The sequence below is a fragment of the Marinactinospora endophytica genome (assembly GCF_054780875.1).
The window spans coordinates 37,885-53,942 of the sequence record NZ_BAAGVM010000018.1 but is presented as its reverse complement, the minus strand read 5'-3'; the positions used below and the strand labels follow the sequence as shown (position 1 = coordinate 53,942).

The 16,058-nt window shown below is 70.2% G+C and carries 8 protein-coding genes; 1 reads left to right on the top strand and 7 read right to left on the bottom strand.

Annotated elements, in window-relative coordinates; translation table 11 throughout:
• The first annotated feature begins 10 nt into the window (after positions 1-10).
• The gene (locus ACYVHU_RS25055; protein WP_078764051.1) at positions 11-649 is read left to right on the top strand and encodes a GNAT family N-acetyltransferase; all 639 of its coding nucleotides are present in this window, start codon (positions 11-13) and stop codon (positions 647-649) included.
• A gap of 71 nt (positions 650-720) precedes the next feature.
• On the opposite strand, the gene ACYVHU_RS25050 is transcribed toward ACYVHU_RS25055, so the two are convergent.
• The 7 genes from ACYVHU_RS25050 to drmA all read right to left on the bottom strand — a co-directional run bounded on the left by ACYVHU_RS25050 (position 721) and on the right by drmA (position 15,206).
• Positions 721-3,003, bottom strand: coding sequence for a GmrSD restriction endonuclease domain-containing protein (locus ACYVHU_RS25050; protein ID WP_498949655.1), 2,283 nt, complete (start codon positions 3,001-3,003; stop codon positions 721-723).
• 27 nt (positions 3,004-3,030) lie between these two features.
• Positions 3,031-5,130 (bottom strand): DEAD/DEAH box helicase, encoded by a 2,100-nt coding sequence (locus ACYVHU_RS25045; protein ID WP_498949654.1) that lies wholly within the window; start codon positions 5,128-5,130, stop codon positions 3,031-3,033.
• Between the two features lie 100 nt (positions 5,131-5,230).
• Complete coding sequence (locus tag ACYVHU_RS25040) at positions 5,231-6,817, bottom strand: serine/threonine-protein kinase (protein WP_498949653.1); 1,587 nt, start codon at positions 6,815-6,817, stop codon at positions 5,231-5,233.
• Entirely contained in the window at positions 6,807-8,678 is a 1,872-nt protein-coding gene (locus ACYVHU_RS25035) for an N-6 DNA methylase (RefSeq protein ID WP_498949651.1), read from the bottom strand. Before ACYVHU_RS25035 ends, ACYVHU_RS25040 begins: the two co-directional genes overlap by 11 nt.
• On the bottom strand, positions 8,675-9,439 hold the full coding sequence (drmC, locus tag ACYVHU_RS25030) for a DISARM system phospholipase D-like protein DrmC (RefSeq protein ID WP_498949649.1): 765 nt from the start codon (positions 9,437-9,439) through the stop codon (positions 8,675-8,677). The genes ACYVHU_RS25035 and drmC overlap by 4 nt, the downstream gene beginning before the upstream one ends.
• On the bottom strand, positions 9,436-11,334 hold the full coding sequence (gene drmB / locus ACYVHU_RS25025; RefSeq protein ID WP_498949647.1) for a DrmB family protein: 1,899 nt from the start codon (positions 11,332-11,334) through the stop codon (positions 9,436-9,438). Before drmB ends, drmC begins: the two co-directional genes overlap by 4 nt.
• Positions 11,331-15,206: a DISARM system helicase DrmA gene (gene drmA, locus ACYVHU_RS25020; RefSeq protein WP_498949645.1), complete on the bottom strand. Its 3,876-nt coding sequence runs from the start codon at positions 15,204-15,206 to the stop codon at positions 11,331-11,333. The genes drmB and drmA overlap by 4 nt, the downstream gene beginning before the upstream one ends.
• Positions 15,207-16,058: the final 852 nt, after the last annotated feature.

The following is a 16,058-nucleotide window of genomic DNA, read 5'->3' as shown; positions in this document are numbered from 1 at the left end:
GAGGACCACGTTGCCCGAGACCCCGGGCGCCCCACAGCGGACGCGCCCCTCACCCCGCGAACTCACCGAGGGACTGGCGCCGGAGGTGGTGCGCGCCGGCCCGCCCCCCACCCCCCGCCTCGTCGGCGCGATCACCGTGCGACCGGTCCGCCCCGAGGGCGCCGACCTGGACCTGGTGCACGCCTGGATGAACCTGCCCCACGTCGCCGAGTTCTTCGGGCAGGCGTGGCCGCGCGAGCGGTGGGCCGACGAGCTCGCCGCGCAGGCCGGGGGCGACTACGCCCGCCCCCACCTGGTCGCCGTGGACGGCGCCGAGGTGGCCTACATCGAGCTGTACCGGGCCGCGCGCGACGTCATCGCCGAGCACTACCCGGCCGACCCCCACGACGTGGGCCTGCACATCGCCATCGGCGTGCCCGAGCGGATCGGGCGCGGGCTGGGGCCGCGCATCATGGCCGCGGTCGCCGGCGGGCTCTTCGCCGCCGACCCGCGCTGCCGCCGCGTGATGCTGGAACCCGACGCGGCCAACACCGCCGCCCGCCGGGCCGCGCGCCGGGCCGGCATGCACCTGCTCGGCGAGGTCGAACTCCCGCACAAACGCGCCGCCCTGTTCGTCCTCCCACGCACCACCGCCGACCTGCCGGGGTGAGCCGGCGTGCCCGGTCCCGGTTCCTCGAAGGAATCGACCTCGAAAGGGGACGGGACCGGGCCGGCAAGCACTCAACCCGGCATGTTCACGGAGCGGTAGCCGAACTGTTCGAGGCGCTTGCGCGCCGTCTCCCGCTCTCTCTCGTCGAACAGCGAGGCGAAACGCGGTTCGAGCACCAGCGCCTCCACGGTCAGGTCGAGTCGGCCACGCTCCCACAACGCGGCGAACCCGTCGGAGACCGCCGGCGCGTTGAGCAGCTTCCGTGCCGCCTCCAAAGGCCCGAGGTCGGCCAGCATGCTCAGGAAGTAGCCGGGCGTGTAACCGGCCTCCTCCCGCGAACGGTCGTAGATCCCGCGCATCGCCTGGCCGAACTCCTGGAGAGGGGCGTCATCGGCCGGCGGTCCGGCGGCGGGAAGCGGCGGAGCACCCGCCTCCTGGAGGGCTTCTCCCGAGGCGTCGGTGTTACGCCGATTGACGTACCCCAGGAGAGCGTCCACCGAGGTGAACACCTCGTAACCCAGCTCCTCCAGTCGTGGCAGGGCGACGGAGTCGGGGTCCAACTCCAGTACCACGGGGGCGCCCTGCCCCGGCTGGAGCCCTTGGGGCCAGTAGGCCTCCGCCACAGCGAGTTCCCGTCCGCTTACGGGATCGGAGATCTCGGCGTCGATGATCGGCTCGGCATAGCCCAGGCGCAGCAGTTCGTTGGTGAGATCCTGGATCTGGGCGGCACGAGGGTCGTCGGACTCGTCGGCCTCCACGCCGATTCGGGCCAGGGGCGTCTCCTCCTGCTCGGTGCCCGCGCGCAGGCCCTCCAAGAAGGACTGTGCGGCCTCGGCCAGCAACTCCCTACGTGCTTCCAGGAAATCGCGGTAACGCTCGATCCGCCACAGGGCGGGATCGGTGGGAATCCACTGGGAGGCGAGAGCCCCCGGGTGGGCCTCCTCCACCTCCGCCAGGTACTCCTCGGGCGGACGCTTGCCGATCGCCAGGTTGGTCTGTTGGGTCAGGAAACAGAAGTTGGCGATCGCGTTGACCTCGGCACTGCTGTACCGTCCCTGCAACCGGGCCTTCGGAAAGACGTGGTGCAGCTCCAGGGACGACAGCCTGCCCAGGGTCTCGGCTTTCAGCTCCAGGCCGGTACCGAAGTCGCGTGCTCCCCTGACCCGGGTGAGCAGGTAGAGCAACGGGTAGAAACGCGATCCCCGGTTCGCCCCTTCGAAGTCGTGGGGAAGAATCTCCAGACTGCCGCCCCGAGAGCGTTCCAGCAGGGAGATCAGCCCGTCGATCCCCTTCTCGGCGAGGACGTCGTAGTCCTGCTGCCATACGGTCTCGGTGGAACCGGTGAACCTACCGCGCAGGGAGGCGTGCACATACCAGTAGAGGACGCGGTCGCGGTGGGCACCGTCGGCGAACTCACCTCCGTTGAGCTCCAACAGCCGCGACACCACGGGAAGGGCGCCACGGCCCATGAGGACCCGGTCATGGTCCAGCCCCAGTCGTCCCGACACCGCGTTGAGGAAGGTGTCGATGTGGCGGATCGAGCGGCCCAACGCGGTCTCGAACTCGTCGGGAAGGACCTTGTCCAACGCCTCGAACTGCGAGCGGCCGGTGGCCACCGCGGTGGCGTTGCGCAGCAGCCAGTCGAGGCTGAACCGGTAACCGGCCTCCGCCCACTCGTCGAGGGCGGCGCGCATCGTTCCGCGTGCGTCGGGCCATTGCGCGCACAGTTTGGCGAGGGCCAGGTCACCCTTCGACAGCTTGGTGCCGCCCGAGTTGACCCGATTGAAGATGTCGACGACCTCGGAGGTCTCCTTGTCGGCTCCGGTGATCTTCTCCTGCCAGAACTCCCGTTCGAGTATCTGATGCAGCCGGTTCAGGCGCTCCAGGTAGACGGTCGCCTTGTCGATCTCCTCGCTGAAGCGCGGCAGGAAGGAGACCGGGCCGTTCTGGAAGAGCTCGGTGACGCTCACCCAGTAGGGATCGCCGGACATCTTGTTCGGCATGTAGAACTTGAAGCTCTCCTCCTCCACGTTGAAGTAGAGGCCGGTGAAGGACTTCTCGTCGCCGTCGAAGAAGGCCGGGGGCTTGCCGCGCACCACACCGTAGAGGGTCGTGATGCGCTGCTGGCCGTCCAGGAGCATCAGATGGGTCCCGTTACCGGCCACACCGCCGCGGGCGGAGAGGTCGGCCGCGCTCGTCTCCCACAGGAGGAGACCGCCGACCGGGTACCCCCGGTACAGCGAGCGCATCAACCCCCGAACCTGGTCCCGGTTCCACACGTAGCCTCGCTGGAACTCCGGGAGGAGGATCGTGCCCGAGTCGATCTGGTCGAGCAGGGTCGAGAGCTTCGTCATGACCAGCCTTTCACGGTGGGGGTGAGGTCAGGAGGCGGTGTCGGCGTCGAGGAGGAAGGGGCTCGGGGCGAGGCTCCAGGTCACGCCGAGCTGTTCACGGGCGCGGGTACAGGCCACGAACAGCAGGCAGCGTTCACGTTGCAGGTCCTGGAGGTGGGCCGTCTCATCCTCTTCCGCCGGGGTCACGGCGCCTGACGCGGGGATCTGTCCCTCACTGACCCCCAACGCCACCAGACAGCGGAACTCCAGCCCCTTCATGCGGTGCATGGTGCCGACGCAGACGGCGTCCTCCGAGGGCTGTCCCGTCGCCAGCGTGTGAACGGGCACCGAGGCCTCGGCCAGGGCCGTGACAGCCGCCTCGACCAGACGCCTGGAACGCGCGGCGACACCGATCTCCTCCGGCCGGATCCCGGAGTCCAGCCAGCTGCGAACCTTCTCAACGAGATGGCGCAGTTCTCCTTCGCGGGTGGAGAAGCCCTTCACCTCCGGGCGCAGACCGCGCACGTCGGACCGGCATCCGGCGATCGAGTCGAGACCGCCGTCCATGTCGTCGACGCGTTCACCGCGCAACAGGCCGAGGCTCCAGGCGAGGATCTCCGCCGTGGTCCGGTAGTTGATCTGCAGACGGGTCGAACGGCCGGTGATCCGGACGCCGACGTCGCGGAGGCTGACCCGGCTGCTGTAGATCCGCTGGTGGGTGTCGCCGGCGATGAACAGGTCGTCGGGCGCTTCAGGCACCGCGGCGCGCAACAGGCGCCACTTCTCGGGGCTGAGATCCTGGGCCTCGTCGACCACGATGTGGCGGTAGGGCCGGTCCTCGCGGGAGCGGAGGATGCGGGTGGCCTCGACACAGATCGTCTCGTGCGTCCACAATCCGCGTTCCCGCAGCTGTGTCTCGAACTCCCAGATGGCCTGCCAGACCTGCGCCTTCTGCCTCGGTCCCAGCCGGCGGCCTCGCCCGGTGCGCTTGGCGGTGAGGTATTCGTCCGCGGAACCCACCTCCTGGGCGAGGACCACCTGGCGCCACTCCTCGCCGAGGAAGACAGGGCTGAAGGACGCGCCGAGACTCTCGGTGACGGCGGTCCACAGTCTCCTCTCCTCCTCGCCGCTCAGAAGCGCAGGGGAGCCGTGTTCCTCTCGGAAGATCCGGTGGGCGATCCGGTCGACGTGGGCGACCTCGATCCGTTCGGCCGCCTCCGGCGAGTCGACCAGGAGGTTCATCCCGGCCTTGAGGGAATCGGCCAGCGTCGAGGTGAAGGTGGTGACCAGCACCGGACCTTCCCCCAGGTCCGCGAGGTGGCGTGCGCGGTGCAGGGCGACCACGGTCTTGCCGGTTCCGGGACCTCCGGTGACCCGGGCGGGTCCCTGGTGGCGCGCCTCGACCACGCTGCGCTGCACCGGGTGCAGGTAGACCCGCCACAGCGCGAAGGGGTGCGCGAAGACCGCCATGAGCTCCTCGGGGCCGTCGACCAGGACGACCCGCTCCCGGCTGCGCCGGACCGCGGCGTCGATGTCGTCGGGATCGATCGGTTCGCCCGTGATCACGTCGCTGAGCTCGGCCCAGACGTCGTCGACGCTCATGCCCGCGGCCAGGCCGTAGAGCACGTCCCACTGTGAGGGCGGCAGGAAGGACCTGGAGGCGTCGAGCTGGATCGGGTCGGTCAGCACCCGGGCGAACCCCAGGGTCTGACCGTCGATCCCCAACCGGCGCAGATCGCTGTCGCTGACATGGTCGAACAGACACTGTGCCTGCCGTTCCGCCATCTGGGCGAGCTGCGGCAGGGTGGTGTCGATCGCCACGGTGTCGCGGATCTCGATACGCCCGGTGGCGGAGTTGACCGAGGCCGTCCGACAACGCGCCCAGGCGTAGGCGTCGTCGTGGGGCAGCACTTTCAGCAGGGTGTAGGTGTCCCCTTCCTCCGGTGCCAGGACGACACCGCGCCAGAACCGGTCGATGCGGATGGTTCGGAAACGGTCGTCGCGGGCGTTCTTCACCTTCTCAAGGTGGACGCCGGCATGGTGGGCGTGTTCGAACTTCGCGAACACCTCGCCGACACGGTCCTGCACCGGTTTCTCGAGTTTCGCGAAGTCACGGAGAAAGTCCCGGTCGATCGCCAGCCGCGCCACTAGTCTTCTCCTCCGTCGTCGGCCCACTCTGTTCTGTGGAACCTGTCCTGTTCCTCCCGCTGCTCTCGCCGCGGGGCATCCGGCGAACGCGCGTCATCGGTCATGACGCCGAGGCTCCTTCCAGCAGTTCGCGCACGCCCACCGCTGTCGGGTGGTCCGGACCGTGCACCCGGACCAGATCGGACAGCAGCGCCTGCAGGGTCTTCGTGGCGAGCTCCCGACGTCCCGCGCCCAACTGGAGCAGTCCGATCTGACGACGCAGCTCCAGCGGTCGTGGATCATCGGGACCGTACACGCGTTCCTCATCGGCAAGCAGCCGCTCCAGGCTCTCCAACGCTCCCGAGGTGTCTCCCGTCAGGGCGTGGCAGGTGGCGCTCTGGAAGCGGTAGCGGAAGACGAGTTCACCGTCGGGGCCGTCGCGTTCGGCCAGATTCGCGACGAGGGACTCGTAGACGGGGGCGGCCCGACGGTAGTCGCCCCCCTCGAACAGGATGCTGGCCCACTCCCGCAGCAGTCCGACCACGTCGGAATCGGCCTCGCCGAATGTCCGGGTGGCCGCATCGACGGCCCTTTCGAGCACCTCGGCGGCCTGCCCGTAACGGGACTCCGCCACGAGCGCCGCGGCCTGGGCCCGGGCCTCCTCCAGGGCGGTGCGGTCGAGCGCCGCGTCCTCGTCGGAAGGAGAAGCGCTGGAGTCCGCTCTGGAGGGCTGCGCCGCTGACACGGGGGCGGAGGCGAGGTCGTCGAACACCCGGCCCACGACCGTGGCATACATTCGGACCGGGCTGGGCAGCGCGGGAGGGGTCAGCACGCCCGGGATCGGGCCGAGGCCGGTCGCGAACGGCAGGAGGCACTGGTAGACCTCGTGCGCGTCCTTCGGTCGGTCCTCCGGCCGTTTCTCCAACAGGGCCATGAGCAGCTCGTCGAGCTCCGGTGGGGTGTCGGGACGGGAGCGGCGTACCGAGGGAGGGTGTTCGGAGACCTGTTTGCTCATCGTGCTGAATGCGGTGGAACCACTGAAGAGATGGCGTCCGGTCAGCATCTGGTGCAGTGTGCACCCCAGCGAGTACAGGTCGCTCAACGGCGTGCTGGTCCCCGTCAGCACCTGCTCAGGGGCCATGTAGGCGGGGGTGCCGAGCACCTGTCCGCTCCGGGTGATCTGGGAGAGTTCCCTGGTCTCCAGGGCCACTGCCAGGCCGAAGTCCAGTACCTTCACGGTGCCGTCGGGTTCGAGCATCAGGTTGCCGGGTTTGAGGTCGCGATGGACCAGCGACGCCTGGTGGGCGATCCCCAGCACGGCGCAGACCTGGGCGGCGATGGCCGCACACCAGCCGACCGGCAGCCTGTCGTGTTCGGCGACCAGGTCCGCCACACTGATCCCGTGGACGCGCTGCATGATGAGGAACGGCCGTCCCTCGTGGGTGCCCACGTCGAACACCGAGGGGACCCCCGGGTGCTGGAGGCGGGCGGTGATCCGTGATTCACGGACGAAGCGCCGGACGAGCTCCTCATCGCGCACTCCATCGGGGAAGCGGATGATCTTGACGGCCACCTCACGGTCGAGCCGGACGTCGTGCCCCTCCCAGACCTCGCCCATACCGCCGCGCCCGATGGGGACCGGCTCCAATTCGTAGCGGTCGTTGAGCAGGATCCGTTCCTGGCGGCTGCTCCTGTTCTCAGGTGACATCGATCGGCTCCTCGGGGGATAGAACGCCGCCGCGCAACCCGGCCCGGCCGAGTCGGGAGAGCCGTTCGCCGAGTTCGGCGATGCGCCGTAGCCGTTCCTCGGCCTCGGCGAGATCGCGTAGGACGGCGCCGTAGGTTCGCTGGAGGTCCACCGACAGTATCGGTATCCGAATGTCACGAAGGTCGCTACGTCCAGATCCGTGCCGCTCTGGCTCCTCCTGTCGGAGAAGAGCCGCGAGGAAGACGGGATCGATCCGCCCGTCCACCGGACGCAGAAGTACCAGTCGCGGTCCCAGGAGGGGACCCGTCTCCTGGACGACCAGAGGAGGATTTCCGAGGCCGGAGTCCGGGACGACGACGTCGCCGGCGCGGGTCACGACCGTGCCGACGACCGTGTCGCTCCACCCGCTGGCGGATCGACCGTTCCGTACGTCGTTGACGGTCAGCACCCGATGACCACCGCCCTCGATCCGCATCGTCAACGGCGCCCGGTGCAGTTCCAGGGTCCCGGAGGAGACCAGGGCGGCGATGGTCGTCACCGGATGGGTGTGTCGAGGCGGCAGCGGCCTGAGACGGGGAAGCGTCGTCCGGACCACGGCCAAAGCGGAGTCCAGCTCCTTACGTGTCTCCTCGTAGCGTGTGACGGGGTCGGAAGGGGCCAGGTGAACGGACCGGTCGGCGGAGAGCAGATCGGTCTCCTCGTCCAGCAGGTCGATGATCGGGATGGCGGTGCCGTGCCCGCCGAGCTCGCGATGCTCCCCCTGCCCGAAGAGCGTCCAGGCGTTGACGATCTGTTCCGGTGTGGTCGCTCCACGGACGTCGAGCAGGTGCGTGGGCCGATCGTCCAGCCCGGGGGCGCACAACAGCCACACATGGACCCCCGCATCGGCGTGCGGAGGGGGTGGTTCGATGACGGCTCGCAGCGCGCCCGAGCGCAGCAGGTTGGCCCGGACCCGGCGGCCGGTGCGCCTGCGAGCGGCGGCGGCGGGCATCAGCATCACCACCCGCCCCCCGGGGCGGACCTTCGCCAGACAGTGCTGGACCCATGCCAATTCGGACTCCCCACGGGGCGGAAGACCGTAGCGCCACCGGGTGTCCTCCGCGAGTTCCTCGTGGCCCCAGTTGCGGTCCCGGAAGGGGGGATCGCACAGCACCACGTCCACCTCCTCGCCGGAGGCGGTGGGGAAACCGTCGTGGCGCATCGCGTCACCGACGGCGAGTCGGGCCCGACCGCCTTCCAGGAGCAGACGGGTGAGAGCGATATAGCCGACCGAGGCGTCGCGCTCCTGGGCGAGGAACGAACGGACGCCCCGTCGAGCCACGGCCAACAGCAGCGCTCCGGTCCCACACGCCGGATCGAGCACCGTGGACCCCGGATCGGCGCCCGCCAGCGCGGCCATCAGATCGGCGAGGTCTTCGGGGACCGCGGCCGTCCGTCGGCCGTAGGCCTCGTCGTAACGGGCGCACAACCGCCGGTACATCTCGTCCCCGCCCGGCGCGGTGACCTCGGCCAGCAGATCGCGCCAACGCGGGTCGGCCTCGGGCAACCTCACGGCCTCTTCCTGAAGACCGGCGAGCAGCAACCCGGCATGGGCGAGGAAATCGGCCATGCGCACACCGTCCACGGCGGCCTGGGCGCGCTGCCACAGCCGGTCGGAGGGACCGGCCGCGAACGGTTTGTCCCTGCGGGCACACCAGGACTCCACCTCGTCGAAGGAGAAAAGGGGATTGGCCGTCGTGCCCGCCACAGGTTGCGGGAAGTCGGGATAGCGCCGTCGCCAGTTGCTCACGGCCGGGCGACGCACACCGGCCAGCCGCGCGATGTCGGCCGCGCTGACCACCGCGGAAGGAGGCGGGTTCACCGATCACCCTCCCGCAGCGGTTCGAGCACGCCTCTGGCCTTCAGCTCCGCGATGTGCTCGGCCGTCCGCTGCGGGGCCGTTCCCCCACGTAGCAGCAGGCCCGCCTCGATGTTGGCCGCCACCCCCGACTGGGTGAGGTTGGCACTGGAGACCAGCAGAACCCGCCGGTCGGCGACGGCCAGCTTGGCGTGGGTCTTGGAGTACTGCTCGGTCCGCAGCCGGGAAGGCCAGTGCCACAGACGTACACCGGGGATCCGGGCGAAGGCGGCGGCGGGTTCCGCGCCGGACAGGGCGCCGCCCGCACCTTGAAGGGTCTCCACGACCACGCTGACCGCGACACCACGGTCGACCGAGGCTTCCAGCGCGGCGCGGATCCCGTCGTGGGGTTTGGCCGAGTAGGTCATGAGCACCAGCTCCTGTGCCGCCTCGGCGATGACCTCCAGCAGCGCCTGGGCGGTGGCGCGGACCGGGACGGCGTTGCTCGCAGGGCCGCTCCAGACGGCCTCGGCGGTGACCGAGGAGGCGGCGCTGCGCAACCCGGCCGCCAGGCCGCGCAGGTAGGCCGCCGCCTCGGTACGCGGCACCCCGTCGGAGTCGAGGGCGGCGAGCAGCCCCGCACCGTCCTCACCCAGGTGCCGCCCCGATTCGCCCAGGATGGCGTGGCCGGGCCAGCCGGCCGCCACCCGTTCGGCGAGCGCGTCGAGACCGGCGGCCCCCAGTGAGGGGGCCGCCGCCATCGCGGCCTGCTCGAAGCCGCTCACGGCAGTTCACGGAAGAGGGCGAGGGACGACCGGTCCACGGGGACCACGAACCGGCGGTCCAGGAATCGGTTGCCACGTTCGCAGGTCGTCTCCGACACGAACAGGCACACGTGGCAGGCGGCCCCGTGCAGGAAGTCGGCGTGCGGCTGGGGCAGCCGTTCCCGACACAGGGGATCGGAGGAGCAGCGCATGGCATCGTGCAGCGCACGCCGGGTCAGGGAGACCAGACGATCGGGTTCGGCCTGGGAGACCAGCCCGCCCAAGGTGCCCTCGGCATCTGGCACCGCGGTGTAGATGAGGATGCCTCCGCGCGGATCCTCCTCGCTGCCGGCGTAGATGCGCTCGGACAGGCTCGCCGAGCTATAACCGCAGTCCAGCGCGATCGTCCGGATGAGCAGGTGGGACAAGGTGTGCAGCGCGATGTAGCGCGCTCCCGGCCAGTGCCGCATCGGATCGAAGGGGCCCGCGATCCGGCCGGAGTAGCGGTTGCTCCGGAACTGCGCGTAGGCGTCGCGGTGACGCTGAAGGGCCTCGGAGGAGGACACCCGTTCCTCCCAATCCCGCAGCAGCTCCTCGGGCACCCGCACGAAGACCCCCTCCCCGCGAACCTCGCCGGCGGGCACCCAGGTCGGCGCCGAACGTGCGAGGGGGGCCCGGGTGACCAGGTCCGGATCGTCGAGGTCGGGGGCGTCCAGGCGGGTGAACCCGATCAGCGCGCGCACCTCGCGCAACCGTTCCACCTGCACGACGTCGGAGAAGACCGCCTTGAGACGGTCGGGGACCCCGGCCGGGTCACGGCGCAGCGCGAAGTCCTCCCCGGGGTCAGGCGCCGGCACGGACGAGAAGACCTCCCACTCGGGGGTGCGCAGGTCCGGGTAGCCTTCCTCCTCCTCGTCCCCCTCCTTCTCCTTGAGCAGCCGGACCCTCTCGACCGCCTCGGCGAGCTCCTCGTCGCTCCACCTGCCGAACTCGCGGAAGGTCGGGGCGTTCTCGCGTGCCCACCGGTACATGGAAGGGGCGAGGGAGCTCACCTGTTCCCAGTGCTGTTCGACCTTCGCCTCCAGTTCACTCGTGCCCGCCGGGGGCACCGCAAGTGCCGACAGCGTCTGGGCGAACCACTGGTTCGAGGCACCGACCACCAGGACCTTGGGAGGCCGGTCGCAGCCCTTCGGGTCGAAGGAGGACAACTGCGGGTGCCTGGCCCGGCACCGTGGCAGGTTCTGCTCGCCGCGCGTCCCCATGGCCTCGCGCATGTTGCGCTCCGCGCCACAGCTCACGCACCGGATCGCGACGTTGGCCCCCATGTTGCCGCCGCGGTCGTCCATCTGCATCCGGGGGTGGCCGACCTTGGGACAGCGCTCCCCGTGGTGGGCGAACAGCACGTAGGGGAAGTCGTCGAGGTGTCCCGCGGTACAGGCGAGCACGAAGCGCGCGGGGACCGCCAGCGGTTTCTTGCCCTTCTTCTTGCGCCCGCACGCCGCGTGGAAGAAGCGCGCGTCGTGCGGGCTGCGCGGCTTGTCGTTCTCGAAGCCGAAGACCTGGGAGTCCAGTGGAGCCAGTTCGTTACAGGCGGTGCACCGGAGCCAGGAGGGGAAGGGCGACGTGGGGACCCCGACCCTGCCGGCCGGTCCGTTGGGGTCGCCTTCGAGTCCGTCCAGCCACGGCGCGGGCCGCAGCTGCTCGACCTGGCGGTTACCCGGCAGCGTCCGGATCGCGGCGAGGAGCCGTGGTTCGACGATCGGTTCCCACTCGGGGACGTTGCGGTAGTCCCAGTCGTCGACACCGCGCACGAGCACCGAGAAGTTCGGCAGATCCACCAGCGCGCCGATGCCGCTGGTGAACATCAGGTGGCTGGGCCGTACCGTGCCGACCCTGCGCCGGTATCGCTCGTTCATCGCTTTCCCTTCCGGGCGGCGGACGTGGAGAAGCCCGAGTCGCCCATCTCGTCGCCATCCGGGATCTCAGGGGTGTCGCCATCGTCGCCCTCTCCGGGGGCGAACGACCAGACGGGCGCGTCGTAGACCGGGTTGAAGATCTCCCCGCCTCCGGGGAGCAGCAGGTTGATCTCGTTCTCCGTCTCGCGCATCGACATGCCGACCGTGGTGTCGCCCCACCGTCCCTCTCCCGCCTTGGAGAGAAGTCCGCGAAGGCGCTGGCCCCGTCCGGCACCGGTCTCGTATCCCAGGCGGGTGGAGGCGTTACGCTCCTGCTTCCACAGGTCTTTCAGGCGTTTGACGCGCTCCTCCAGGTAGCCGCGACCGCGCTCGCCGGCGATTCGTTCGGCCCGTGCCAGCATGCGTTCGGTGGCGCGCCGCACCCGTTCACCGTCCAGGTCGACGTCGTGGGCGTCGCCGTTGCGCGAGTGCTCCTCCGCCAGGTGGCGCACCGCCGCGATGAACGTGCCCGTGGTACCGCGGTCCAGGGCACGCCGGGTGAAGGGGGTGACGCTCAGCGCCTCGACCTGCCGGTAGAAGGTGGCGTGGTAGTGCTCGAAGTCCTCGTAGTGGGCGAGGTCGCGTGGGCGGGTCCAGTTGTAGAGGGTCACCACCAGGCCGGGGCGTGCCGCGTCACGGCCGACCCGGGAGGAGGCCTGGATGTACTCGGCGGTGTTCTTCGGCTGGCCGGTGACCACCATCAGCCCGAACCGGGACACGTCCACGCCGACCTGCAGCATGGAGGTGGCCAGCACCACGTCCACCGGGACCCGGCCGGTGCCCTGGCGGTCCGTCCGCCGTTCGGCGACCGGGTGCAACAGGGGACGGTCACGCGACCCGCTCTTGCGCTGGGCGTCGATCCGCTCGCTGATGTGCTCATTGATGACGCGGCGCCGGAGGCTCGTGTCGAGCTCGGCGTCGAATCCCGATTCCAGCCGTTTGAGGACGTCGCTGATCTCCCCTGAGGAGATGCGCGAGGTCAGCTCCTGTACTTCCAGCATCCCCACGGAGGAGACGATGCGGTCGGACAGGCCCTTGAGGCGGCCGTGCCGCCGGACCCGGGTCACCACGTCGTCGTCGAGGTAGCGGCGCATGCCGGCGAGCTCGCGGGTGGCGTTGAAGTACCCGACGAGCGTCATGTACGGGTCGGCGGCCTCGCCGTGGGTGTCGAACATCGTCTGCCCGGCGATGAGCAGGATCTCCGCGAGCCGGATCTCCGCCGACTTCAGCCGTACCCCGTGCGCGCACACGCCCATGTAGCGGCGCCCGGGGGTGGCCTCGGTGACGGGCACCTGCCGGGAGAAGAACGTGTCGGCCACGTCGGTGACCTGCGGCGGGAAGATCTCCAGATCGCGGGCGAACACCCCGCGCACCTGCTCGGCGGCCCGTTTGGTGGTGGCGGTGGAGGCCACGATCTTGGGACCGGTCTCGGTGCCGTCGGGTGTGCGCCACGTGCACAACTCGTCCACGGCCGCCTCGAACAGACCGACGGTGGTGCCCAACGCCCCGGAGATGAGATGCAGCTCGTCCTGGATGATCAGGTCCGGCGGGCGCAGCAGGGGCACCGGGCGGCTCACCACCGCGGGAAGCTTCCCGTTCCTGCTCCTGTTATGCCGCCCGGCGCAACCGGTGCGCGCGTCCAGGTCCTCATGCCGGTAACCGTGCCGGGGACACCACTGGCGGACCCTGCCGAACAGGATGCCGGCGTAGCCCTTCCATGGAAGCTGTGCGAGCTTGTCCACGGTGGCGATGACCAGACTCGGGGCGTAACGGTAGATCTCCTCGTCCACGGTGAGGATCGGCAGCCCCTCGCGGGAACGGGTCCGGGAGAACGGGCAGGCGCCGGGCCCTTCGGCGTTGCCGCAGAAGAGCAGCACACGTCGGCTGTCGGGGTCGGGAGCCAGGTGGCGATGGGCCTCCAGCTTGGTCCCGCACCACGGGCACGACAGCGTCTGCAGGACGTTGGCGCGCTTGCCGCTGCCGGCCTCACGGGCCTCGGCGATCTGTTCCTGGGCCTGGTCGAACCAGTTGGGGGAGACGCCGCCACCGACCCACAGGCCGATCCGGAAGGGCTCCTCGCCCCAGGTGGCGGGATCCTCGGCCCGCTGCACCTCGGCGGCGCAGACCAGGGCCGCGGCCCGCTGGAACTGCTGCGCGGTCAGCAGCCGCAGGGTGTAACGCATCAGTACCGCCACGCCCGCGGCTCCGCTGCGCGCCTCCTCACCGGTGCCCACGATCCCTTGAAGCCGCCGGATGGCGAAGGTGAACGCGGTCAGCCCGAGGTAGGCCTCGGTCTTGCCGCCGCCGGTGGGGAAGAAGAGCAGGTCCACCACCGCGTCGCTCCCCGAGGCCCGCTCCGGGTGCGCCGGGTCGGCCAGCGAGGGCAGGTTCAGCAGCACGAACGCGAGCTGGAACGGCCGCCACGAGGCGGCCGTGGCACCCCGCTCCCGGACGGCGCGTTCGGCCTCGGCGTAGCTCACCGACGGGTCCGCGCGCAGCCGCGCGATCTCGCTGTGCCGCCGTTGCGCGGCCATGGCGCGGTTGGCGAAGCGGAACGCGCGCAGGGCGTCGGCGTGCCCGGGGTGCGATGGGTCGGTCAGCAGGGTGATGCCCGCGCGGATGCGCTCGGCGGTACGCCGGGCCCGGAACACGGCGGTCTCGGCGGTCGGGCGCAGCCCGTCGGGCAGGGCGGGGATCTCGGCCGCCCGCTCGTCCAGCCAGGCGGCGTAGCCGTCGGCGAGGGGGGACAGCCCGGCGCGCAGCGTGTCGAGCCCGGTCTCCGGCGAGGCGAGGGCGTCCATCGACAGGAGGGCGCCGGCGAGCGGGGTGCCCTCTCCGACCGGGGCGATGGTGGCGGGGACGTCATAGGAGGGAAGCCAGGTCGTCTCCAGCCGGTGGGCGCGACGCAGATCCGGGTCCGCCTCGGCGTGCACGGCGACGTTGTGCCCCGCCGCGTACTTGAGCCGGTTGCGGTAGAGCAGGCGCAGGTGCAGCTCCTCGGGGTCCTCCAGGCCCGGTTCGACGTCGGTCAGCGGGTCGTCGATCGGGAGGAAGACCGGCGCTGCGCCGTCGAGCGCGGTCACGACCAGCCGGGTCTGGAACAACCAGGCCGCGTCGGCTCCCCCGCTGCGTTCCCGTTGGTTGTTGATCAGGGTCAGTTCCACGGTGCGCCGGTCGCCGTCGGCGCGCACCGCCACCGCGAGGTTCACGCCGGCCTCGTCGGGGGTGGCGCCGGTCAGCGAGAGACGTTGGTCGGCAGGGCCGTCCAGTCGGACCTCCACCGTCGGGAGCATGCGCGGGGTGCGGGTCCACGCGGTGCGCTTGCGCCCCTCCTCGTCCTCGGTGTCCCTCTTGGCGTACTCGCCCCAGGAGGCGGTGACCGCCACGGCGGGGGTGTCGGCGGAGACGCAGAAGGACAGGCCCATCGACGACGCCCAGAGCCGGCCGAGCGCCTGGGGGGTCACCACCTCGGGGAGTTCGCCGCCCTCCTCGCCGCGCGCGGCCCCCTGCACGCCGGTGTCGGTGAGGACGTCGGCGTCGTCCGCTGCCGAGGTGGCGGCCTGGTGCCGGGGACCGAGCATGCCCACGAGGTAGCGTTCGCGCGGCCCCATGGCACGTGGGTGGAACTGTTCCTCCTCGCCGTCCCAGGGGCCGAGCAGGTCGCGTTCCACGATCTTCTGGAGCCGGTCGCGGACCTCGAAGGAGGTCACCTCGTCGAACTCCTGTGGCCGGTCCAGCGTGGAGGACTCCGGCTCGGTTGCGGAGGTTCCGCCGCCGGAGGGGACGAGCATCGTCTGCTCACCACGAGGGTGGGGAAAGAGGGCGTCGGGCATACGGAGGGAATCCCTTCAGGGCGTGCGGGCCGTTGTGGGCGACGCGGGACAAACCTACGGCCACCTGATGTCGCGCCTCGACTCCCGAGACTGGATTGTTAACTGGATTCACAGCGGTTTTGCTGTTCCGGTCGAGAACAACTCCCGTGTGACCAGTGGTGTTCTCTCGGAGTGGCCGGAAACGGCCAGTTTCGAGTTTCGACCTCTCGTGGTTCGTGAAGTCCGCGATCGAGCAGACGGCCGGACACCAGGCCCGGGACCTGGCCTCTCCTGCGGCAAGGGTTGAAAGATCGGCCGTGTCCCTTCCCGGTCGCCCGGAGGAACGTGGGAGCCCTCCAGGAGGCCGGACGGCCGATCGCTGTCTCGGGACAGCCGTCGGAACCCGTTCCCGTCTCCCTGGGGGCCGAGCGGGAAGGTCGGTGCGTGACGCGAAACCTCATGGGGGCGCGGCGGGAAAGGGGAAGGGGGCGTGCGCGCCGAAACGGAGAGCTCATCCTGAGTGTTGGGACGGTTTATCCGTTTTGTGGCGTATCGCCAAGAGAAAGGGGTTGTGGGAGAAACCGTGAAAGGGGTGCTGGAACGGGACCTTGTGACGGCAGAACCAGGGTGCGGAAAGCTTTGCCGGAGTCGCCTGGGCTCGTCTCCGTCAGGCGGCCCGAAAGAGAGGAAAAGGGCCGGGAGGGACGGTCTCTCCACAGCCGGGGGTAGAGCGACTGGAAGGCCAGGTGCTGTCGAGGTGGTCCTCCGTCTGGAGGCGGGACGGAGGGACTCGATGGCGAGGGCCGAGAGAAGAGAAGCCTGCCTCTCCGGGCGAGGTGAGCCGGGCCCCGCGCGCTCCCCTCGGGCGCGACG

Coding starts and splice junctions, on each gene's coding strand:
- ACYVHU_RS25050 (WP_498949655.1), bottom strand. CDS start 3,003: ATGACGAAGCTCTCGACCCTGCTCGACCAGATCGACTCGGGCACGATC.
- ACYVHU_RS25040 (WP_498949653.1), bottom strand. CDS start 6,817: ATGTCACCTGAGAACAGGAGCAGCCGCCAGGAACGGATCCTGCTCAAC.
- drmB (WP_498949647.1), bottom strand. CDS start 11,334: ATGAACGAGCGATACCGGCGCAGGGTCGGCACGGTACGGCCCAGCCAC.
- drmA (WP_498949645.1), bottom strand. CDS start 15,206: ATGCCCGACGCCCTCTTTCCCCACCCTCGTGGTGAGCAGACGATGCTC.